Here is a 19,051-nt window from a genome sequence, read left to right as displayed (position 1 = left end):
CCTCGTACGCGCTCTTCGGTCCCCGGGTCGAGAGCGGCGGGCCGGCCGTCGGCGCGGGGCAGTGGACGCCCCGCGCCGACGGAGACGGATCAGAGGGCGCTGAGGGCGAGCCATGCGGACCATGAGACATTCCAGTCTCCGTAGCCGTTGCCGGCGGCGACCTGGTCCTTGGATCCGGTGACGCGGATGACGTCGCCGGGGATGACCTGCTCGAAGAAGCGGCGGGCCGTTCCGTCGCTGGCGAGGCCGATGCAGCCGTGGGTGACGTTGCTGTGGCCGCCGTAGGTGTTGGCCTTGGGGTTCTCGTGGAGGTAGGTGCCCGAGGTCGTGAGGTGGACGGCGTAGTTGTACCGCCCGAGGTAGGAGTCGCCGTAGCCGACCGTGCGGGAGTCCATCATCACCGAGCGTTCCTTGTCGGAGACGACCATCGTGCCGTTCCAGGTGTCCATACCCGGTGCGCCCGCGGTGATCGGGATGGTCCGGTTCGCGGCTCCGTCCTTGACGACGGTCATCCGGTGGGTGCGGACGTCAACGGTGGCGACAAGGGAGCGGGCAATGGTGAAGGTACGGGAGATACCGGGGCCCGCGTGGAGGCTGACCTTGGTGCCCGGCTTCCAGTAGGCCTTCGGGCGGAAGTCGACGCGCTGGCCGTCGTTCAGATTGCGGTCCTTGATCCAGGCCCAGCTCCCCGTGACCCCCGGGTCGGCCGTGACCTTCAACAAACGCTCGACGTCGGCGCGTTCGGCCGCGGGTATCGGGTGCTTGAAGGTCACCGATATCGGCATGCCGACGCCGGCCTCCAGACCGTCGGAGATATTGACCGAGGCGGTGGCCAGACGGTCGAGGGCGGCCCGGGACGGCGCGGGCTGCGTGGGCTCGGTCGCGGTCGGCGCGGCGGCAGCGGCCGTGGTGGCGGGCCGGCTGCGCTCCGCTGCGGCGGCGTTCGGTGTCACACCGGCGCCCTGGCATGCGGTGAGCGACAACCCGCCGATCAGGCCGGCTGCGGCGAGAGCGGTGGTGGCGCGGTGACGGACGCGGGTGTGGCGTGGCATGGGATCCTCCCCCGGGGAAAGACAGCTGCAGGTCAGCTGGCTCGGTACGGCTTCTGTACGCATGGGAGGGGCGGCAGGTTGCATCTGGGACACGGAAATCTCCGCAGGGAACCACGAGCCCGGAACGGGAGTCCTTGCGCTCGTGACCGAGGAGGAATTCGATGTCTTCTACGCGGCGGCGTTCCCCCGTCTCGTAGGGCAGCTGTACGCGCTGACGGGCGATCACAGCGAGGCGCAGGACGTGGTGCAGGAAGCCTTTGTACGGGCCTGGGACCGGCGCGGGGCACTCCTGGCCGAGGGCGCGCCGGAGGCGTGGATCCGTACGGTGGCGGTACGGCTCGCCGTGAGCCGCTGGCGGCGGACACGGCGGTGGCTGGAGCTGGTGCGGCACAACCCGCCGCAGGACCGTACGCCCGGTCCCGGGCTGGAGCACACGGTGCTGGTGGAGGCATTGCGGCAGTTGCCCGAGGCGCAGCGGACGGCAGTGGTGCTGCATCATCTGTGCGACATGAGTGTGGAAGAGGTCGCGGTCGCCACCGGTGCTGCGGTCGGGACCGTCAAGGCACGGCTGTCGCGGGGCAGGGCCGCTCTCGCCCGGCTGCTGAGTGTGCGGGACAGGGAAGGCAGCCATGTCTGACGTCGACGGCGAGCGGGACGAGTTCGACTCCGTGCTGCGCGGACTTGCTGCCGAGGGCGAGACGTCTCCTTCGCTGACCGGCGCGCAGATCCGCCGGCGCGGTGCGGGACGGCGCCGGCGTCGGCGGGTCGCGGCGTCCGCCGCGGTGACGGTGGCGCTGGTGGCGACTGCCGCGGTGGCGGCACCGCGGGTGCTGCAGTCGCACCGGCCGCCGGCCTCGCCCGCCGCGTCGGCGCCGGCCGCCCCGAGCCCGGACCCGAGCCCTTCTCGGACCGGGCGGGCGACGGTGTCCCTCGATCTGAGCCGGCAGCGGGTCGTCGTCGAGCGAGACGGCCACCAGGTTCGGACGATCCCGGTGTCCGTGCGGAGCTCCTCGCCGGCGGAGCGGCTGACCGTGGTGTCCAAATCCGCCGAGCGCACCGTGGCCGCGCCCACGCTCGGCTCCGGCGAACAGTACGACTACCGGGCCCAATGGGTGGTGGAACTGAAGTCGGACGGCGGTGCGACCGTCCTGCTGCTCGAGTGGCCGTTCAAGTCACCACGCGGCAGCCAGATCGGAGTGCCACTGAGCGAGAACGCCCAGTGGCTGTACCAGCAGCTCGAGATCGGAGCCACGATCACCGTGGACCACAGGTGAGCGGCGTGGAGGATGGCTCGGCGCCCCATCCCGACCAGGAGTCCTGACGCAGAGTCCTGACTCAGCGGCCGGCGGACGGGCGGCGGCGGTTCATGAGGACCAGGCCGGCGCCCGCCCCGGGGGCGACGACGGCACCGCCGACGGCCCACTGCGGGGTGTCCCCAGCGCCGGTGGAGGCAAGCTCGGTACCGCTGTTCCCCGCGGGGGCGGCGGCGTTCGGCGCGGAGGTCACGACGGCGGCGGGCTTGCCGCTGACCTCGGTTCCCGGCTTCGGCTGGTCACCGGTGGTCGGCTTGTCGCCCGTGCCGGGCGTCGGGGTGGGCTTGTTGTTGGCCGCGTCCTCGGCGGCCTTGTCCTTGGCGCGGGCCTCGTACTGGCCCACTTCGAGGAAGTACTTGATGCTCTCGGGAGTCCCGGTGCGGAGTGCGGCCTTGCCGGCCTTCTGCACTTCGGGGCCGCCGGCGTTGATGATCTGGGAGACCTTGACCTGGTCGTCCTCGAACTTGGCCTTGTACTGGCCGACTTCGAGGAAGTACTTGATGGCTTCGGGAGTGTTGGCGGTCAGCGCGGCTTCGCCGGCCTCCTGCAGCGAGGGGCCGCCGTCGCTGATGATCTGGGCGATCCGGACCCGGTCGTCCTGAAGGCGGGCCTGGTACTGGCCGACCTCGAGGAAGTACCGCAGGTCCTCCGGAGTACCGTCGAGCGCCTTCTGCGCCGCCTCCCGCACGGCCCGGCCGGTGTTCTTGTCGGCGAGGATCCTGAGGATCGCGACCCGGTCGTCGTCCGCCGAGGAGTCCGAACCGTGGGCGGGATCGGCCGGCTTCGTGTCCGGGGCCGTGTCGGGCGCCGAGGTGGTGACCGGCTGCGTACCTTCGGCGGCGACCGCCGGAGAGGAGAAGAGCACGGCCGGCGCGATCGCGGCCGCGGCGACGATCGCCGATATACGAGCCAGCTTCATCTGGGGAACCTACTTTTTATAAGAAAAATCTGAGAATGTCCCCATAGAGTAAGCTCGATTTGATCTTGTCTTGACCATAGTCCCCCTCGCCGCGCCCGACCCCCTCATCGCCCCGCAGGTGGGTCCGTTCTCCCGGAAGGGTGGTGCCGGGGCCGGGGCGACGGGACTATGGAGGCAGCGGGCGGGTATCCCCAGGCCACACACCATGGTGCGGGTACAGGGACGAACTTGAGGGGGGCCATGCGTAGCTACGGCCGTGTGGTGATCGGCAACCTTGGCTGCGCCGTGATCCTGTGTTTTCCGGTTCCGCTCGCCTTGCTCGTGGGATACAGCGCCTGGCGTGCGGGCGAGGACTGGGCCTGGATCGCGCTCGCCATCGGAGGGGTCGGCCTGGTCGCGATCCCGCTGCCGACCCTCCGGTTCACGCGCCGTGCCTTCCCCCGGATCACGCGCAGGGACCGGCTGAAGGACCGAAGCGTCCCGTACGGGGACGACACCTTCGTGCTGTGGGCTCCTCGGTCGGAACCGAGCTCGGTGCAGGCGCGGTTGGTGCGGGCGGACGTCCTGGAGGCGTCGCTCGTGCGTTACGACCCCGAGGGCGGTGCGGGGTTCACCACCTACGGCGGCGGCCTCTCCCCCGATGAGTTCACACCGCTGGTCAGGATGTGGCTGCGCGTGCACGACGGCGACGAGGCCGAGGTCGCCGACCGGTTCGAGACCACGGGCGAGTGGCGGGTGCCGTCCCTGTGCCTGTCGGCGGTCACCGCGGGCCGGCTGGCCGTCCTGGTCGATCCAGGCCGTCCCGCCGACCCGGCCGATCCGCGGGTCCCCGGACGGGTCACCCCCCATTGGCCGCGCAGCGCCCTGCTCGCGGGCACGAGAACCTGCCGGGTGATCGACCTCGACGGCCGACCGACCGATGTGACCCGGCGCCCCGTGCGCCAGTTGCGCCAGATGCGGATCTCCCGGGAGGCCGGGGGCATCGAGATGACCGGCGACACGACCGATCTGCGGCGCCTGGACCCGGCCGTCGCGGCGCGCTACACCGCCGTGGCCGAACAGGACCGCGCCGCCCCGGAGGACCGGGCGCCGGTGACCGAGCCGGGCGAGGAGTCCCGGTGGCTCGTGGACAGCCTTCCGGGTGAGGCGGCGGGGTTCGGTCCCGTCGGCCGACGGTGGTCCCGCCGCGGTGGCGTGCTGGTGCGGGCCCGGTTCCTGCAGATGACCGCCACCAACACGTTCCAGAGCCACGGCCCGGTCCTCGACACGGTGTTGCGCATCCATCCGGCCGACGGCACACCCGCGTTCGACGCCGCCCGGCGGCTGACGGTGCCGATGAACTATCTCGCCGTCCTGCATCGCACGCGGGAGGTCGTCCTGTACGCCGCTCCGAACGGCAGCTCGTTCGTCGTCGACTGGGCCCGCACCAACCTCCTCGCCGGCACCACCGCGGCCACGGTCATCACGCCCGAAGGACAAGAACTCCCCGTCACGGAGCGCCCTGACGTGATCTGGGCCCTGATGAACCTGCTGGCATCCCGGGGCATCTCGAACCCGGCACCTGTCCTGGACCTCCGCAAGCGCCGCATGAGCGCGGCGTCCGGGGCGGTGATGGACGCGGTGCGGGGCAGCGCGTCCGAGGTGGGTGCGGGACGCGGATAGGCCGTAGAGAGGCAGCTCGCCCAGGTTGCTTGACTGAATCCAGAGGCATCTCTAACTTTGGAGTACTCTCTAAGTCAAGGTGAAGGGGTGTGTGCGTATGCAGACGGTCGAAGGGGGGCTGCGTGAGCAGCACAAGGCCCAGCGACGGCTCCGGATCCTCGACGCGACGCGCGAACTCCTGCGGGACAACCCGGAAGCGGTGATCAGTACCGAGCGGATCGCCGAGCGAGCGGCGGTCGCCCCGGCCACCGTGTACAACCTGATCGGACCGCGCGACAAGATCTGGGAGGCGCTCGCCGCCGGGTTCACGGACGAACTCGAGCGCCGCCTCACGGCGCTCGGAGCCGGTGGCCCGCAGGAGGTCGTCAGGTCGACCGTCCAGCTGTTCGTGGACGACCCGGTCGTGTCGCGCCGGATGGTGCGCGAGTGGGAGGAGAGCGGGCTCGTACTGGACCGCAGTCCCCTCACCCAACTCCGCCAGGCGATGGCGGATGCACAGACGCAGGGTCTGCTACGCGCCGACATCGACACCGAGGCGTTGGCCGCCGTCGTCGGCACCGCGTGCGTGGGTGCGCTCCACCAGTGGGTCGCCGCCCTGATCAATGAGGACCGGTTCCTCGCACGTGCCCTGTTCGCGCTGGACGTCGCGCTCGCCGCGGCGGCCGCGGATGCCCACCGCGACCAACTCCTGGCGCCGCTGCGAACCCGAGGCGCGCCATGACGGCCGGTGCACTGCCGCGGGCCCGACGTTTCGTGGGCCGCGGCGGGATCCTGCTCACCGCGGATGTGTGGGGCGAGTCGTCCTCGCCGCCTCTCGTCCTGCTGCACGGCGGCGGCCAGACGCGACACGCCTGGGGTCGGACCGGTCCTCGACTCGCCGCACTGGGGTGGCGGGTCATCGCCCCGGACCTGCGGGGGCACGGCACCAGCGAATGGTCGGCCGATGGTGACTACGACCTCGACCTGTTCGCCGAGGACGTCCGGGCGCTCGTCGCCGAAGTCGGCGACCGGCCGGTGCTCGTCGGTGCCTCGCTCGGCGGCCTGAGTTCGCTGCTCGCCGCCGGAGAGGCACCCAGGGCGGCGATTCGCGCCCTGGTGCTCGTCGACGTCGCCCATCGACCGGACCCTCGCGGGGTTCGCCGGATCGTCGAGTTCATGCGCCGTGAGCCGGACGGATTCGCCGGCGTCGGGGAAGCGGCCGCGGCGGTCTCCGCCCATCTGCCGCATCGCTCACGTCCGGACGACCCCGAGGGGATACGGAAGAACCTGCGACGCCACGGCGATCGGTGGGTCTGGCACTGGGACCCCCGGATGCTGGACAGCTTCGAGGGGCGGATGGACCCGCCCGGCATGGCGGAGCGGCTCCTCGACGCAGCGCGCCACGCCGAGGCGCCGATTCTGCTCGTCCGCGGCGGGATCAGCGATGTGGTGCGGGAAGACATCGCCGAGGAGTTCTGCGCCAGGGTTCCCCACGCGCGGCGCGTCGATGTGGCGGGCGCGGGGCACATGGTGGCCGGAGATCGGAACGAGCACTTCATCGATGCGGTCATCCCGTTCCTGGACGGAATCGACTGAGCGACCCGTCTGAAGGCGTGGCAGGGTAGGTGTCATGTGTGGCCGATACGTCTCCACCCGCAGCCCCCAGCATCTGGCCCCGTTGTTCCAGGTCACCGCTCGGAATCCCGAACAGATCCTCGCGCCGAGCTGGAATGTCGCTCCGACGGATGACGTGTGGGCGGTGCTGGAGCGTGCCGACCACGACAGCGGCGAGCTGGTGCGGCAGCTGCGGCCGCTGCGATGGGGCCTGGTGCCGTCCTGGGCCAAGAGCCTGGGCGTCGGCGCGAAGATGATCAACGCCAGGGTGGAGACGGTCCACGAGAAGCCCGCCTACCGTCGCGCGTTCGCCAAGCGGCGCTGCCTGCTGCCGGCGGACGGCTTCTACGAGTGGCAGGCCGTTCCGGCGACGGACAGTGCGAAGGCGCACAAGCAGCCGTACTTCATCAGCCCCGAGGACGGGGCGGTGATGGCGATGGCGGGACTGTACGAGTTCTGGCGCGACCCGGAGGTCGCGGAGGACGATGCGGCGGCGTGGTGGACGACCTGCACCATCATCACCACCGAGGCCACCGACCTGGCCGGGCGGATCCACCCGCGCATGCCGCTGGCCATCGCCCCGGCCGACCACGACGCCTGGCTCGACCCCACCCACCAGGACCCGCACGAACTCCGGGCGCTCCTGGCCACTCCCGCCGACGGACACCTCGACACCCGTGCGGTGTCCACCGCGGTCAACAACGTCCGCAACAACGGACCGCAACTCCTCGACGCCCCACCGGCAGATGCCGGCACCGGGTGAAGTGCGGCGGCGGGTGCGGTCAGGTGCGCCGTCACGCACTCCCTGGCTCGGTTTTGCGGGCGAGCAGGTGGATCTCCTGGAACTGCCGTCGGTCGGTGGGCTGAGGCTCGCGCACCATCCGGGCCACCTCGGCCAATCCCGCCTCGCGCAGCATCGCGGCGAGGTGGTCGGGTGACCACCGATAGGCCGGCACGACGGCGTGATCGAAGACCTGCGTCGGGTGGGACGCGTCATCGCTGGCCGAGAAGCCGATCAGAAGGTGGCCGCCAGGTGCCAGCACACGATGGAACTCCGCGAGTATGACGGGGAGTTCCCGCGGCGGCGTGTGGATGACGGACCACCGTGAGAGTACGCCGCTCAGCACACCGTCAGCGATGTTCAACGCGGCCATCGAGCCCACGTCGAACCGCAGGCCCGGATAAGCCTGCCGAGCCAATCCGATCATCGCGGGCGAGGCATCGATGCCGAACACCGCCGGCCCCAACTCGGCAAGATGCGCGGCGATATGGCCGGGCCCGCATCCCAGGTCCGCGACCCGGCCGCCCCCACTCCCACTGACGACCTCGGCGAAGGCCCTCAGGATCGCGCGGTCCAAGGGCCTGTCACGCAGCTCGTCGCGGAACCGCTGCGCATACAGGGAGGCAGCGGCGTCGTATCCCTCGCGGGTGGCATCGAGGGCATCGTGTTCGACCATGCCCGCGACAGTAGTTCCCGGGGAGGGGGCGAGCGGGAGAATCACGATTCGCCCGCCCGCCTGTGCCGGGTTCGCCGCGGGCACCGGGGCTCGGGTCAGGTCGGCTGCTTGCCGGGGTGAAGTGCATGGGTCGGCTCAGACATGCAGGGTGGGCCGGTAGACGAGCTCCTGGATGCGGCCGTCGAGGGTGCGGCTCTCGATCAACTCGAGGTCGAAGTCTGCGGCGCCCTGGAAGACCGGGGCCAGACCGTTCCGACCGGTGATCACAGGGAAGAGGGTCACCTGGACGCGGTCGACCAGACCGGCGGCCATCAGCGCCCGGTTCATCGACAGGCTGCCGTGCGAGCGCAGCGGTACCTCGGACTCCTCCTTGAGCCGGGCGACGACGTCGACGGCATCGCCGCTCACGACCTTCGCATCCGGCCAGTCGAGGGGTCCTTCCAGCGTGGTGGAGACCACCGTTGCCGGCAGGCTCCTCATCCGGGTGACCCAGGCGTCACGCACATCGGAGTCCTCGGTGCTCGCGGCCAGCATCTCCGCGAACGCCCGATACGTGTTGGCTCCCATGACCATCCGCTGCTCCTCGGCGTACAGAGCGAGGCGGTGGTCGAGGAGCTCGGGGCCTTGCTTGCCCCAGTAGCCGGTCCAGTTGCCGCTGGCGCCGCCGAAGCCGTCGAGGCTGGAAAAGACGTCGAATGTGTAGGTGGCGGTCATGATGCGCTCCTCGAGTGTGGTTGATGGCGTGCTGGGGATAAAGACCGGCAATCGCTGCGAAACTCATCGCCCTGCGACTGTTCCCCGGGCCCAGCAGGACACTCGGCCCGGTCCTCCGTTCGGCGGACACCAGCACGCCCATGCGCTCCTCGGCCGTCCCGGCCGCCACCCGAGAGCCCCTGCTGGACGAGCACACCGCTCTCATGAGCCGCTGAGCCGCGTTCCTTGATCCTCCTCGCCGGCCACGGCGCCGGCCGAGAGGAGCGTCGCAGCGGCGAGGCTGCCCCAGAGGGCGGCCGAGCCGTGGGGTGCGAGAGTGGTGATGACCGCCGGGGAGACGGCGAGGCCGAAGCCCGTGGAGAGCTGGAAGCGGGCGAGTGAGCGTCCCAGGACGTGGGCCGGGGCGAGGACGGTGACGAGCGCGGTGGCACTGCCGGCATAGAGGATCTCGCCGATGGTGCAGGCCACGGACACCGTGGCGACGGCCGGGGCGGCCCAGCCGTCTCCCAGTGAGGTGGCCGCGAGGAAGCCGAGGTAGGACGCGGTGAGTACCCCGCCGGCGAGAGCCAGCACCGTACGCCGGGAGAAGCGGGACATCAGCACGGTGACCGGAACCTGCAGGGTGACCACCAGCACCGTGTTGGCCACGAAGATGGCTGCCGACCACATCGGGGATGCGTGCAGCTGTGTTACCAGTACCAGCGGGAGCGCGATTTCGGGGATGTTGAGGCAGAAGGCGTAGATCACGTTGGCGGCCAGCAGCGCGCGCATCCGTGGTGCGGGCCCGCCGCCCCCTTCCGTGGCCGGGGTAGCGGCCGGGTCCGCGTGCAGATGGACCGACCATGCCAGGGCCGCCGCGGTGAGATAGGCGAGCCCGGTGACGGCGGCCAGCGCCTGCAATGCGGTGGTGCCGCCCGCCAGGCAGGCGGTGGCAAGGAGCGCGCCGGCGCCCAGGCCGGCGTTGCGCAGGGCGCGGCCTGCCGCGAGAGCGGTGTCGCGTTCCCGGCCGTGGGCGACCGTGGCCACGAGAGCCGCGTGGGCGGCCGGCCATGCCTGGTTCCCGATACCGAGGAAGAGGGCCGCCGTCGCGAACAGCCCGACGTGCCCTGCCGGGGTGGCCAGCAGCAGCGCCACGCCCACCACCCGCACCAGCATCGACGCCGCCACGACCGTGCTGCGTGCGCCCCGGTCCAGCCACCGGCCCACCGCGGGCATGCACACCAGGCCCACGACGACCCCGACCGTCATGGCGATGCCGGTGGCCGGCGCGGACAGCCTCAGCACCGTCACCCCGTAGAGCAGCAGAAAGGGCCGCAGCAGGCCGGTGCCGAGCGCGTCCACGGCCAGGGCGACGGCATAGCGGGGACCTCCGGAGGCCCGGACGAGGGCACCGGGCTGGATCTTGGTGATGATTGCCATGGCGTCAACGGTGCGTTCGGCCGCCGGGCCGGGAACGCCGGTTGACGGACACCGTCAACCGACGCCGTCGTCGCCCTTCCGGTCGGTGATGATGAGGGGGTGACCTTGAGGATCGACATCAGCGGCCTGCCGGCCGAGCGACTGCGGTTCGCCGCCTCCCCGCTGGCCGAGCTGACCGCGATGCTGCACGTGCTGGCCGAACCCGGACACCACCCGCAGCTCGCCGGCTGGGCCGGCGAGGTCTGGGCCGGGCTGCGGCCGGAACTGGCCGAGCGGTTGCGCGAGGCGGAGTTCCTCTGGCGTTCCTCGTAGGCCGACTTCCTGATCCCCGCCCGTCCTCGGCCGACCCTCGCCGAGGAGTTGGACGACGTGGACCGGATCGACGACGAAACGTATGTGCGGGCAGCACTCGTCACCACCTGCGGCAGCAACCGGGTCCACTTCGGCACGCCGTCGCCCCTCACCGATGCCGCCGCCCGCGAGCGGGCCCTGGACGTCGCCCAGGCCCGCGGCGCGCTGCAAGAGGCTTTCGCGGAACGGCTGCTCGCGGACCCGGCCGCTGTGCGGGCGCGGGTCCGCCACACCCTCGAACAGTGCGCCGAGGCCTTCTTCGACGCCGCTTGGACGGACGTCGCCGTGCGGCTCGCCACCGACCTGCGCATCAAGAACGACCTGCTGAAGCGCCAGGGCATCGGGGTGGCACTCGCATCGGTCTCCGGCTCGGTCACCGTGGCACCGGACGGCGACTGCATCATCGTGGACAAGCTGCAGGACAAGGCGACCGCCGCCCACGGCACCGGGGTCACCTTCATCCCCAGCGTCTTCGGCCGCCCGCACCTGGTGGCGGTCCACGCGCCCGGGTGGCAGCCGGTGGTGCAGTACCCCGTGGCCGAGCCGAGCCCCTCGGAGCCGGTATCCCTGGAAACGGTCACACTGCGGCTGGAGGCACTCGCACATCCGGTACGGCTGCGGCTGCTGCGTACCCTGGCCCGCGGCCCGCACACCACCGGTGAGCTGGCCCACGCCTGGGAACTCTCACCCCCGGAGGTCTCCCGCCACCTCGCTGTCCTGCGCCGCGCGGGCCTGCTCACAGCCCGGCGGCACGGTCGCTACGTCCGCTACACCCTCAATCTGCCCGATCTGACCGCGCTGGGCGCCGACCTGCTGGCGGCCGTACTGCGCTGACACCCGTCGGCGGCCGCCCGGTCGGCACCGGGATGGTCGGCCCCGGGACGATCGGCACCGGGACGATCGGCACCGTCGTGATCGGGAACCCGGGGGGACCCTACGGGCGGGCCAGCCGGTGGCGGTCCGCCCAGGCGCCGATCGCCGCGGCCAACTCCTCGGGGCGGTCCTCCGGGGAGTGGTGGCCGGCCAGGCCGAGGCGGGAGACCTCCAGGCCCGCGATGTTCTGCTCGCACCAGGCCACGGCCCCTTGGTCGGTCATCGCGCCCGGGCCCGGCTCGAACGCGGCGAGCAGCTTGGGGACGTCGGGGCTGGCGGCCAGCCAGGCGTCGTAGTGCTCGATGCGGGCCACGACGTCGGCGGGCTCGCCGTCCAGCGGCATCATGCGCGTCCACGCCAGAACCGGGCGGCGGCTGTGCGGGGTCGGGAAAGGGCGTCGGTAGACATCGAGGTCGGCAGGGTCGAGCGGGGTGGCGAGCGTGCCCGGGAGTCCCTCGATGAACAGTGACTTCTCCAGGATCATCTCCTCCCCCACGCCGGGGGTGCGCAGGAGGGTGAACAACTCCCGCCCGGCCGCCGGGAATTCGTCGCCGACCAGCGGTTTGATGATCGTCTCGGTGAAGGCTAGACCGCGGACGGCGCTCGGCAGGCGGGCGGCACGGTCGAAGGCGAGCGCGCCGCCCCAGTCGTGGCCGACGAGGACCGCCTCGGTGAGGCCGAGGGCGTCGAACCAGGCGTCGAGGTAGCGGGCGTGGTCGTCGAAGGAGTAGGCGAGGTCGGGCTTGCCGGAGTCGCCCATGCCGATGAGGTCGGGGGCCAGCAGGCGGCGGCCGGGCGCGGCCACACCCGGCAGAACGTTCCGCCACAGGTGGGAGGAGGTGGGGTTGCCGTGGAGGAAGACGAACGGCAGCCCGTCGGGGTCGCCGGACTCCCGGTAGTGGACGGTGGAATCAAGGACGGGGATGGTGGGCATCTCGGGGTCACTTCGCTTTCAGTACGGGGAGGGGAAGGTTGAGGCTCAGGACGCGGTCGACGGCGATCTCGACGACGGCCAGGTCCAACGGGGCGGGCGGTGCCGCCCCGTAGCGGACGGTGTAGCGGCGGACCGCCTCGGCCAGGCGCGCGGGTTCGTCCGTGACGGTGGCCCGGCCTTCGAGGGTGACCCAGTCGAATCCGTCCGCCTGGCAGAGCGCGACCCGGGCCGCCGGGCCGCCCGCCGCCACGTTCCGGGACTTGCGGGCTCCCGCCCGGGTGGTCACCCGGGCCAGACCGGTGGTCGCGTCGAAGGTGAAGCGGACGGGCGTGACGTGCGGGGTGCCGTCGGGGCGGAGGGTGGTGAAGGTGGCCGTGTGGGGACGGGCGAAGAACGCCCGTGTGATGGCCGGGAGTTCAACGGCCCGGCTCACTTCTTCTTCACTCCCTCCTTCCAGATCAGCTTGGCGATGTTCGGCTGCACAGCCGTGGTGATGACACCCATGGCCGCACGGACGTACCGTCGCTCCTCCATTTCGCGCAGCATGCTCGCGGCGAGGTCGGCACGGGCGGTGAAGACGCCGTCGGCGCTGGTCTCGGCGGTGTGGAAATCCGTGACGACGGGGTGCTCGAAGAGGCCGGACGGCCGCACGAGGGTCCAGTCCAGGCCCGTCCCACGAATCACGGCCTCCATCCGGCGCATGTCCTCGTGGAGGGTGCGGCCGAGGCGTCGGTTCACCAGCGGGTCGAGCACGTGGTTGAAGAAGTGCGCTCCGGTGGGACGCCAGTTGGGGTCGGCGATGCTGGAGCTGACAGTGAGCAGCCGCTTGACGCCGTGCCGGTCCATGGCCTCGGTGATGACGGTGGCGCTCGCGGAGTACGTGGTGATGGCCTCCTTGCTGAAGCGTGCGCCCAGCGCGGACAGGACGGCGTCCGTCCCGCCGATCGCGGCGTCGACGGCCGCCGGGTCGGTGGCGTCGGCGACGGCTACGGTCAGTCCTGGCCGCGCGGCGATGGAGCCGGGGCGACGGGTCACGGCGACGACCTCGTGGCCGGTTGCCAGGGCTTGTTCGGTGAGGTGGCGGCCGGTCGGTCCATTGGCGCCGAAGACTGCGATACGCATGATGTCGGGTCATCCCTCCGTGTGGTTTCCGGAACGCCCTTGACTGTGCCGATCATGAAACGCAAGCTCAACGCTGATGAATAACACCGCCCCCGCCCCAGCCCGCACGCGCGGCCGCCCGCGTGGCAACCCGCCGACCCGCGAGTCGATCGTCGTGGCGGCCCGCGCGCTGTTCCTGGAGCGCGGCTACCGGCGCACCACCCTGCGCGCGGTGGCCGGCGCCGCCGGGGTCGACCCGGCACTCATCGCGTACCACTTCGGGTCGAAGAAGGGCCTGTTCGCAGACGTGATGCAGTTCCAGTGCGCCAACGCACTGGCAGTGGACGATGTCCTCCTCGGCGACCCGGCGACCCTCCCCGACCGCTTGATCGACGCGGTGACGGACCTGTGGGAGGACGCCGACTTCCGCCGGCTCACCGCCCAGGGCGACGAGGCCTCCGAGGTGATCCGCGAATATCTGGAACAGGAACTGCTGGCCCGGCTTGTTGAATTTCTCGGCGGCCGGGACGCGACCGCCCGTGCCATGGCCGTGGTGACGATCCTCGGCGGCCTCATCTACACCCGCTACCTCAACCCCCTCCCCACGCCCCCCGCCCTCACCCCCGCCGAGGCCCGCCACATCCTCACCCCGGCGCTGCGCGCCGCACTGACGCCGAGGGCGCGCACCGCGGCAGCCACGAGAGCAGCCCACCGGGGCTAGCGCGAACCCCTCCGCGGCTCCACGGTCTCCGGCTCTTCGACGGAACGCCGGATGGCTGAGGGCCGTCGGCCGGGCCTGCCGCAGGCGCGTATTTCCATTGCCGACGAGTCACACCTGTCCATACGGTCCCCAGTGGTACGGCATGAACACAGCACAAGGGAGAGCGTGTGGCCAGGGTCGCGCAGCTGTTGTCCTACCCCGTCAAGGGCTGCGCCCCCATGCCGACGCACACCGCGGTGCTGACCCCCGCGGGCCTCGCGCATGACCGCAGTTTCATGGTCACCGGCGAGGACGGAGTCTTCCGCAGCCAGCGGCGCAACCCGCGACTGGCAGTGATCCGCCCCGAGCTCAGCGACGGCGGAGAGCGGCTCACCCTGCACGCCCCGGGCGCGGACCCGACGGGCATCGACGTCGACACCTCCGGCCGTCCTCGGGACGTCACGCTGTTCGGGGCTCCGTTCAGGGGTATCGACCAGGGAACCGAAGCCGCCGCATGGCTGTCCGACGTTCTCGGCACCCCGAGCCGCCTGGTGCGCGTTCCGGCCGACCACCACCGCGTCACCGACGGCCGGACACCCGGCACCTCCGGCTACGCCGACAGCTGCGCCGTCCACGTCCTTTCCCGGTCCACCGTGGATCTGCTGAACGAGCGGCTGGGCGAACACGGCAGCCCGCCCCTCCCCATGGACCGCTTCCGCCCGAACATCGTCGTCGACGGCTGGGACACCCCCCACACCGAGGACCGCGCCCACCGCATCACTATCGGCGACAGCGAACTCGGCTACGCCAAGCTCGCCATCCGGTGCGCCGTCACCATGGTCGACCAGCAGGCCGGCACCAAGGCGGGCCCCGAGCCACTGCGCACCCTGGCCACCTACCGCCGGGCCGCCGAGGGCGGCGTCGCCTTCGGCACCAAGTACGCCGTACTGCGACCCGGAAATCTGTCCACCGGCGACGAGGTGCACGTCACCTCCTGGGGGGCATCGGAGCTGTGAACCGGGCATCGGATCGCCGGCCGGAGGCCCGCCGGTGGGACCGTCGCGAACCGGCCACCGGGATCCGCCCGTTCGCCGGGGCCGCTCTCCGGCACGGGACCGGTGTCCGGAACAATCCGGTGGCATGAGCGTGAGACCCTCCGACAACCTGGCCGCCGCCTTCGCCCGCCTGGGCGGTGAGGAGGACGGACAGGTCTGGAGCGACCTGTGGGACGACCTGTGTCACCAGGAATCCGTCTACGACGACAGCTTCCTCGCCCTCCCGTACCTGGCGGCCATCGCGACCGGCCGCTCCCCCGGGGAGCCGCAAGGGGCCGTCCTGATGGCGGGCCTCATCGCCTCGGCGGCGGACGACGACCGCCGCACGCGGTACGCCGAGGAGATCGCCGTCTTCGCGATCGCGGAGCAGGTCGAGGAGAGCTACCGATGAGCGACGCGCTCGCGCGGCTCGACGACGTCGACTGGGCGGCGCTGAGGCACGCCTACGGTGCCGCCGAGGACGTGCCCGGCATGCTGCGGGATCTCCACCGGCCGGAGAAGGCCGCGGCCGCTGCCGACGATCTGCTCACGCACGTCCACCATCAGGGCGGCGCGGTCCATTCCTCGGCTCCGGCCGCTCTTGGGTACGTCATCGCGGCCGCCGTCGACCCGGCCATCGACGCGGACGTCCGCCAGGAGCTCCTGGACCTCGTCGGGGCGCTGGCCGACGCGGCGAACACCGCAGCACCCCGCTTCGTCACCTCGGCCTGGCCCGCCGCGTGGGACCTGGCGGTGACGGACCTGTTGCCGCTGCTGGACGGTCCGCTGGCGGTGCACCGTACCGCCGTCGCTGACGCCCTCGCGCAGGCCCACCACCGGGCCGACGAGGTGACCGCGGGGCTGCGGACCCGGTGGGCCGTGGAGTCCGACCCACAAACGAGGATCCAACTCGTCGACTCGGTCGGCTCGTTGATCGCCCATGCTCGCGAACAGCGCGGCGCCTCGATCGGCTGGCTGCGGGAACTCATGGACGGCGCCGAGCCCTCCGTACGCCTCGCAGCCGTGCAGGCCTTGCGCCGCGCGCTTCCGGGGCAGGACGACTCCGTGTACGCACAGACAGTGTCCAACGTGCTGTCCGGCAGCGAACCGGAGACGTGGCGGCCGGGACGCGGCGCGGCCAAGCCCACGGTCGTCTGGGCCGTCGGCCTGCTGGGAGAGGACCGGGCGGCCCTGGCCGACGCAATCCAGAGACTGATGGGCCACCCCGACCCCTCCGTGCGCGCGGGCGCGCTGCAGGCGGCCGCCCAGGCGCTCAGCCGTCGGCGCTCCGCCGTCGCGGAGTTGCTACCGGCTGTGGCCCGTTCACTGTCCGACCCCGAGCCCGACAACCGGCTCTTCGCCGCCCGGGTCCTCGGCATGTGCGGGCACGCCGCCCGTCCCTGGTCGGACGCGCTGGCGGCCATGGTGACGGACGAGGGCGAGCCGTACCTGCCCGCCCGGTCCCACGCGATCTGGGCCCTGTCCCGGCTCGGTGACGCCCGGTGCGTACCACCGCTGGTGCGGCGGCTGGCCCAAGCGCAGCTCGGGTTCGCGTACCACGCGTCCCACGCCGACGGCTGGTGGACGTACGAGCTGAGCCTCAACGAGGTCGCCGCAGGGCTCAGCGCCCACGCCGACGCACTGCTGCCCCCGCTGCGGGCCCGGCTCGCCGCCGCATCCACCCTCGACGAACGCCGCGAGCTCTGCCGCTTGCTGGAGTCCTGGGGCGCCGCGGCCGCCCCCGCCCTCCCGGAACTGCTGGGCCTCCTGGACACCCACGCCGTGGTGTGGGCTTTGGACGCACTCGCCGCGATCGGACCGGCCGCGGCCCGCGCCGTGCCCCGCGAGCGGCTGCGCGCCCTGCTCGACACCCCGCCCACGGACCAGCCGTTCGCGCCGCGCAGCCTGGCGCTCGCGTACGGGCGGCTGACCGGCGACCGGGAGCCCGCGCTGGCGCTGCTGGTCCCGCAGTTGGGCGAGCCGTACGACCAGGACAACGCCGCCGTTCTGCTGGCGGAACTGGGCACGCCGGGCGCCGCGTACGTCGGGCGGCTGCGCGAACTCCTCACCGTGCACCAGGAGGGCTGGCTACCGCTGCGTGTCGGCGAGGCGCTGTGGCGGATCACCGGGCGAACCGACGAGGTGGTCCCTGTCCTGGTCCGGGCGATCGCACCGTTCACCGAGCGGGGCGGCGTTCATCGGGCGGTCGTCGAGACCGTGAAGCTGCTGGCCGAGATCGGCGCCGACGCCGCCCCGGCGGAGCCCGTCCTGCGGGCGTTCCTCGACGCCGACGAGCGCCCCGTCAGACAGGGAACCTGGCGCTCCGTCCCGGAGGACGACGAACTGTGCGACGCGGCGCGCGCCGCACTCCACGCCATCTCCGGACCTGGCGCCGCCTGACACCGCCTGACACGGCACGAGCCACGGCGCCCACCCGCCCGTACAGAGGACCGGGCGGAGGCTCTGATCTGACCCATGCGTCCCCCTGTTCGCACCGTTCCTCGATGTCATGATGGCGGGTGTGAGCTTCCCCTATACGGCACCCAAGGCCGTCCTCGTGCGGGACCGCTGGCGCGCCCGGGAGGCGCCTGACGGGGACTTCATCATGTTCGGCGACGGATCCCTGTCGGTCATGAATCTCATGCGGTTCTCCCCCGCCGACCGGCTCCATGACCGGCGGGCCGAGGACTGGCAGTGGTGGGAAGTTCTACGGGCCACCGCGTGGACCCCCAGTACCTGGATCGACGTCGATACGACCTTCGCCACCTGCGTCCACGCTGGAAGCCGCGCCCTGGCAGGGGAATCATCGGCCCACGGCAGCATCGGCTGGGTCGCCCTGACCCGGGACGACGACGACCACACTCTGCAATGGATCGCGGTCTCCTGCGACTCCAACCCGTTCACCGAAGTCACGCTGGACGCAACCACAGTGACCGCCACCAGCACCCTGGGCCACATCTGGACCTTCCCCAGAGACAACCCCCAGCAGGTGAAGATCACCGAAGATCCGGCCTGTCCCTGGCCCAAGCCACCTCAGGCAGTGGTCCCGCCGGCTGGAGATCACCCAGGAGCGAACTACCCCTGAAGCGACGCCAACGTCGTCACCACAACGTCGGTTGCCCTCCTGTACCGCTCCGACTCACCCGGCTGAGCCCGTCCCGACGGTCCCACGCTCTCGCTGTGCGCGACGAGCCTGAAGATCAGTGCACGAATCAGCATCTGCTGCCAGGCCGGATGATCACTGACACTCGTCAGCAGATCCGACGGAAGATCGAACCACAGCAGACCGTCTGCGATCACGATGGCCTCGGCGAACACCGGTGGCCGCCAGTACGGCGAAAAGTCGATGACTACAGGCACGTCGTCTGCCGCGAAAAGCACATTCCCGGTGAGATCGCCGTGAATGAGCTGAGCTGCCTCCTGCTGCACCGGCCGCCTCAGCTCCAGCAGCGTCGAATACGCCGCGGAGAGGTCATCGATCACGTCGCTGTCCTGTTCGCCCCACGCGACCCGGTCGGCCACAGCCCAGGGATGGGCCCGCCGGTCGAGGAACTCGGGCCGGGGCAGGTTTCGCAAAGCGGCATGGAAGGAACGGCCGGCACTGATCACCCCGGCCCAGTGTCCCCGCGGACCAGGCTCTCCGGTCAGGAACTCGCCGGCGGTCCAGCCGTCCACGACACTTCGCCCATCAGCCGCCCGCAGCGGCCGCGGGACGCGGAAACCACTGCCTGCTGCCAGCCCCTCGAGCAGGGAAGCCGCCCACTCGGTCTCGTCCTCAGGCCCCTCAGCAGGCTTGAACACAAACCCACCGACGAGAACGCTTCGCCCTTGCCCACCGGCCAGCGGGACCGGGCTGCCCCTCACCCCGAAGGCCTCAAGGACGGACGCGGACGGGAGTGCGTTGCTCAACTGCTCGGTCACGCCGCGCA

At 71.4% G+C, this 19,051-nt stretch carries 20 protein-coding genes and 1 pseudogene; 12 read left to right on the top strand and 9 right to left on the bottom strand.

The annotated features are described in order from the left end of the window. Window positions 1–89: 89 nt before the first annotated feature. Window positions 90–1,052: a L,D-transpeptidase gene (locus G3I60_RS02755; protein WP_164292375.1), complete on the bottom strand. Its 963-nt coding sequence runs from the start codon at window positions 1,050–1,052 to the stop codon at window positions 90–92. Window positions 1,053–1,194: 142 nt separating this feature from the next. Here G3I60_RS02755 and G3I60_RS02750 point away from each other — a divergent pair, with 142 nt between their 5' ends. Beyond that, a complete protein-coding gene (locus tag G3I60_RS02750; RefSeq protein ID WP_164292376.1) occupies window positions 1,195–1,689 on the top strand; it encodes a SigE family RNA polymerase sigma factor in 495 nt (164 codons plus the stop codon). Next, window positions 1,682–2,326: a L,D-transpeptidase gene (locus tag G3I60_RS02745; RefSeq protein ID WP_164292377.1), complete on the top strand. Its 645-nt coding sequence runs from the start codon at window positions 1,682–1,684 to the stop codon at window positions 2,324–2,326. Before G3I60_RS02750 ends, G3I60_RS02745 begins: the two co-directional genes overlap by 8 nt. Window positions 2,327–2,387: 61 nt before the next feature. Here G3I60_RS02745 and G3I60_RS02740 read toward each other — a convergent pair whose 3' ends face one another. Next, entirely contained in the window at window positions 2,388–3,284 is an 897-nt protein-coding gene (locus tag G3I60_RS02740) for an ALF repeat-containing protein (RefSeq protein WP_164606456.1), read from the bottom strand. A gap of 240 nt (window positions 3,285–3,524) precedes the next feature. Between G3I60_RS02740 and G3I60_RS02735 the strand changes: the two genes are divergently transcribed. The 4 genes from G3I60_RS02735 to G3I60_RS02720 all read left to right on the top strand — a co-directional run bounded on the left by G3I60_RS02735 (window position 3,525) and on the right by G3I60_RS02720 (window position 7,302). After that, entirely contained in the window at window positions 3,525–4,946 is a 1,422-nt protein-coding gene (locus G3I60_RS02735) for a hypothetical protein (RefSeq protein ID WP_164292379.1), read from the top strand. A gap of 97 nt (window positions 4,947–5,043) precedes the next feature. After that, window positions 5,044–5,667, top strand: coding sequence for a TetR/AcrR family transcriptional regulator (locus tag G3I60_RS02730; protein ID WP_164292851.1), 624 nt, complete (start codon window positions 5,044–5,046; stop codon window positions 5,665–5,667). Then, window positions 5,664–6,521, top strand: coding sequence for an alpha/beta fold hydrolase (locus G3I60_RS02725; RefSeq protein ID WP_164292380.1), 858 nt, complete (start codon window positions 5,664–5,666; stop codon window positions 6,519–6,521). The genes G3I60_RS02730 and G3I60_RS02725 overlap by 4 nt, the downstream gene beginning before the upstream one ends. Before the next feature lie 34 nt (window positions 6,522–6,555). After that, window positions 6,556–7,302, top strand: coding sequence for an SOS response-associated peptidase (locus tag G3I60_RS02720; RefSeq protein WP_164292381.1), 747 nt, complete (start codon window positions 6,556–6,558; stop codon window positions 7,300–7,302). A 31-nt stretch (window positions 7,303–7,333) separates the two neighbouring features. Here the strand turns inward: G3I60_RS02720 and G3I60_RS02715 are convergent, their stop codons facing one another. The 3 genes from G3I60_RS02715 to G3I60_RS02705 all read right to left on the bottom strand — a co-directional run bounded on the left by G3I60_RS02715 (window position 7,334) and on the right by G3I60_RS02705 (window position 10,129). After that, entirely contained in the window at window positions 7,334–7,996 is a 663-nt protein-coding gene (locus G3I60_RS02715) for a class I SAM-dependent methyltransferase (protein WP_164292382.1), read from the bottom strand. Between the two features lie 135 nt (window positions 7,997–8,131). Then, the gene (locus G3I60_RS02710; protein ID WP_164292383.1) at window positions 8,132–8,710 is read right to left on the bottom strand and encodes a dihydrofolate reductase family protein; all 579 of its coding nucleotides are present in this window, start codon (window positions 8,708–8,710) and stop codon (window positions 8,132–8,134) included. Window positions 8,711–8,911: 201 nt separating this feature from the next. Beyond that, window positions 8,912–10,129 (bottom strand): MFS transporter, encoded by a 1,218-nt coding sequence (locus G3I60_RS02705; RefSeq protein WP_164292384.1) that lies wholly within the window; start codon window positions 10,127–10,129, stop codon window positions 8,912–8,914. Between the two features lie 99 nt (window positions 10,130–10,228). On the opposite strand from G3I60_RS02705, the pseudogene G3I60_RS02700 reads away from it, so the two are divergent. Further along, window positions 10,229–11,314, top strand: a pseudogene (locus G3I60_RS02700) (DUF5937 family protein). A 100-nt stretch (window positions 11,315–11,414) separates the two neighbouring features. On the opposite strand, the gene G3I60_RS02695 reads toward G3I60_RS02700, so the two are convergent. From G3I60_RS02695 to G3I60_RS02685, 3 genes are read right to left on the bottom strand one after another with little or no spacing between them, the layout of a single operon-like run. Next, a complete protein-coding gene (locus G3I60_RS02695; protein WP_164292385.1) occupies window positions 11,415–12,287 on the bottom strand; it encodes a haloalkane dehalogenase in 873 nt (290 codons plus the stop codon). A gap of 7 nt (window positions 12,288–12,294) precedes the next feature. Continuing rightward, window positions 12,295–12,720, bottom strand: coding sequence for a TIGR03618 family F420-dependent PPOX class oxidoreductase (locus G3I60_RS02690; RefSeq protein ID WP_164292386.1), 426 nt, complete (start codon window positions 12,718–12,720; stop codon window positions 12,295–12,297). Next, on the bottom strand, window positions 12,717–13,409 hold the full coding sequence (locus tag G3I60_RS02685) for an NAD(P)-dependent oxidoreductase (RefSeq protein ID WP_164292387.1): 693 nt from the start codon (window positions 13,407–13,409) through the stop codon (window positions 12,717–12,719). Before G3I60_RS02685 ends, G3I60_RS02690 begins: the two co-directional genes overlap by 4 nt. 76 nt (window positions 13,410–13,485) lie before the next feature. Here G3I60_RS02685 and G3I60_RS02680 point away from each other — a divergent pair, with 76 nt between their 5' ends. From G3I60_RS02680 to G3I60_RS02660, 5 genes are all read left to right on the top strand, one after another. Continuing rightward, window positions 13,486–14,109, top strand: a complete 624-nt coding sequence (locus tag G3I60_RS02680) for a TetR/AcrR family transcriptional regulator (RefSeq protein WP_164606453.1) — start codon at window positions 13,486–13,488, stop codon at window positions 14,107–14,109. Between the two features lie 167 nt (window positions 14,110–14,276). Further along, window positions 14,277–15,104, top strand: a complete 828-nt coding sequence (locus G3I60_RS02675; protein ID WP_164292389.1) for an MOSC N-terminal beta barrel domain-containing protein — start codon at window positions 14,277–14,279, stop codon at window positions 15,102–15,104. A gap of 124 nt (window positions 15,105–15,228) precedes the next feature. Further along, window positions 15,229–15,534: a hypothetical protein gene (locus G3I60_RS02670; protein WP_164292390.1), complete on the top strand. Its 306-nt coding sequence runs from the start codon at window positions 15,229–15,231 to the stop codon at window positions 15,532–15,534. Further along, complete coding sequence (locus G3I60_RS02665; protein ID WP_164292391.1) at window positions 15,531–17,522, top strand: HEAT repeat domain-containing protein; 1,992 nt, start codon at window positions 15,531–15,533, stop codon at window positions 17,520–17,522. The genes G3I60_RS02670 and G3I60_RS02665 overlap by 4 nt, the downstream gene beginning before the upstream one ends. Before the next feature lie 121 nt (window positions 17,523–17,643). Further along, window positions 17,644–18,207, top strand: a complete 564-nt coding sequence (locus tag G3I60_RS02660) for a hypothetical protein (RefSeq protein WP_203671890.1) — start codon at window positions 17,644–17,646, stop codon at window positions 18,205–18,207. On the opposite strand, the gene G3I60_RS02655 is transcribed toward G3I60_RS02660, so the two are convergent. Then, window positions 18,198–19,043, bottom strand: coding sequence for an aminoglycoside phosphotransferase (locus G3I60_RS02655; RefSeq protein WP_164292392.1), 846 nt, complete (start codon window positions 19,041–19,043; stop codon window positions 18,198–18,200). The two genes, G3I60_RS02660 and G3I60_RS02655, sit on opposite strands and share 10 nt — an antisense overlap. Window positions 19,044–19,051 lie beyond the last annotated feature (8 nt).

It is taken from the genome of Streptomyces sp. SID13666 (assembly GCF_010548325.1).
In the GTDB taxonomy this organism is placed as follows: domain Bacteria; phylum Actinomycetota; class Actinomycetes; order Streptomycetales; family Streptomycetaceae; genus Actinacidiphila; species Actinacidiphila fildesensis.
This window is presented reverse-complemented; position numbering and strand designations above follow the sequence as displayed.

What these genes read in the sequence shown, in the direction of transcription:
- G3I60_RS02670 (WP_164292390.1), top strand. Translation starts at nt 15,229, where the DNA reads ATGAGCGTGAGACCCTCCGACAACCTGGCCGCCGCCTTCGCCCGCCTG.
- G3I60_RS02735 (WP_164292379.1), top strand. Translation starts at nt 3,525, where the DNA reads ATGCGTAGCTACGGCCGTGTGGTGATCGGCAACCTTGGCTGCGCCGTG.
- G3I60_RS02725 (WP_164292380.1), top strand. Translation starts at nt 5,664, where the DNA reads ATGACGGCCGGTGCACTGCCGCGGGCCCGACGTTTCGTGGGCCGCGGC.
- G3I60_RS02720 (WP_164292381.1), top strand. Translation starts at nt 6,556, where the DNA reads ATGTGTGGCCGATACGTCTCCACCCGCAGCCCCCAGCATCTGGCCCCG.
- G3I60_RS02665 (WP_164292391.1), top strand. Translation starts at nt 15,531, where the DNA reads ATGAGCGACGCGCTCGCGCGGCTCGACGACGTCGACTGGGCGGCGCTG.
- G3I60_RS02745 (WP_164292377.1), top strand. Translation starts at nt 1,682, where the DNA reads ATGTCTGACGTCGACGGCGAGCGGGACGAGTTCGACTCCGTGCTGCGC.
- G3I60_RS02755 (WP_164292375.1), bottom strand. Translation starts at nt 1,052, where the DNA reads ATGCCACGCCACACCCGCGTCCGTCACCGCGCCACCACCGCTCTCGCC.
- G3I60_RS02710 (WP_164292383.1), bottom strand. Translation starts at nt 8,710, where the DNA reads ATGACCGCCACCTACACATTCGACGTCTTTTCCAGCCTCGACGGCTTC.
- G3I60_RS02685 (WP_164292387.1), bottom strand. Translation starts at nt 13,409, where the DNA reads ATGCGTATCGCAGTCTTCGGCGCCAATGGACCGACCGGCCGCCACCTC.
- G3I60_RS02695 (WP_164292385.1), bottom strand. Translation starts at nt 12,287, where the DNA reads ATGCCCACCATCCCCGTCCTTGATTCCACCGTCCACTACCGGGAGTCC.
- G3I60_RS02715 (WP_164292382.1), bottom strand. Translation starts at nt 7,996, where the DNA reads ATGGTCGAACACGATGCCCTCGATGCCACCCGCGAGGGATACGACGCC.
- G3I60_RS02680 (WP_164606453.1), top strand. Translation starts at nt 13,486, where the DNA reads ATGAATAACACCGCCCCCGCCCCAGCCCGCACGCGCGGCCGCCCGCGT.
- G3I60_RS02730 (WP_164292851.1), top strand. Translation starts at nt 5,044, where the DNA reads ATGCAGACGGTCGAAGGGGGGCTGCGTGAGCAGCACAAGGCCCAGCGA.
- G3I60_RS02705 (WP_164292384.1), bottom strand. Translation starts at nt 10,129, where the DNA reads ATGGCAATCATCACCAAGATCCAGCCCGGTGCCCTCGTCCGGGCCTCC.
- G3I60_RS02740 (WP_164606456.1), bottom strand. Translation starts at nt 3,284, where the DNA reads ATGAAGCTGGCTCGTATATCGGCGATCGTCGCCGCGGCCGCGATCGCG.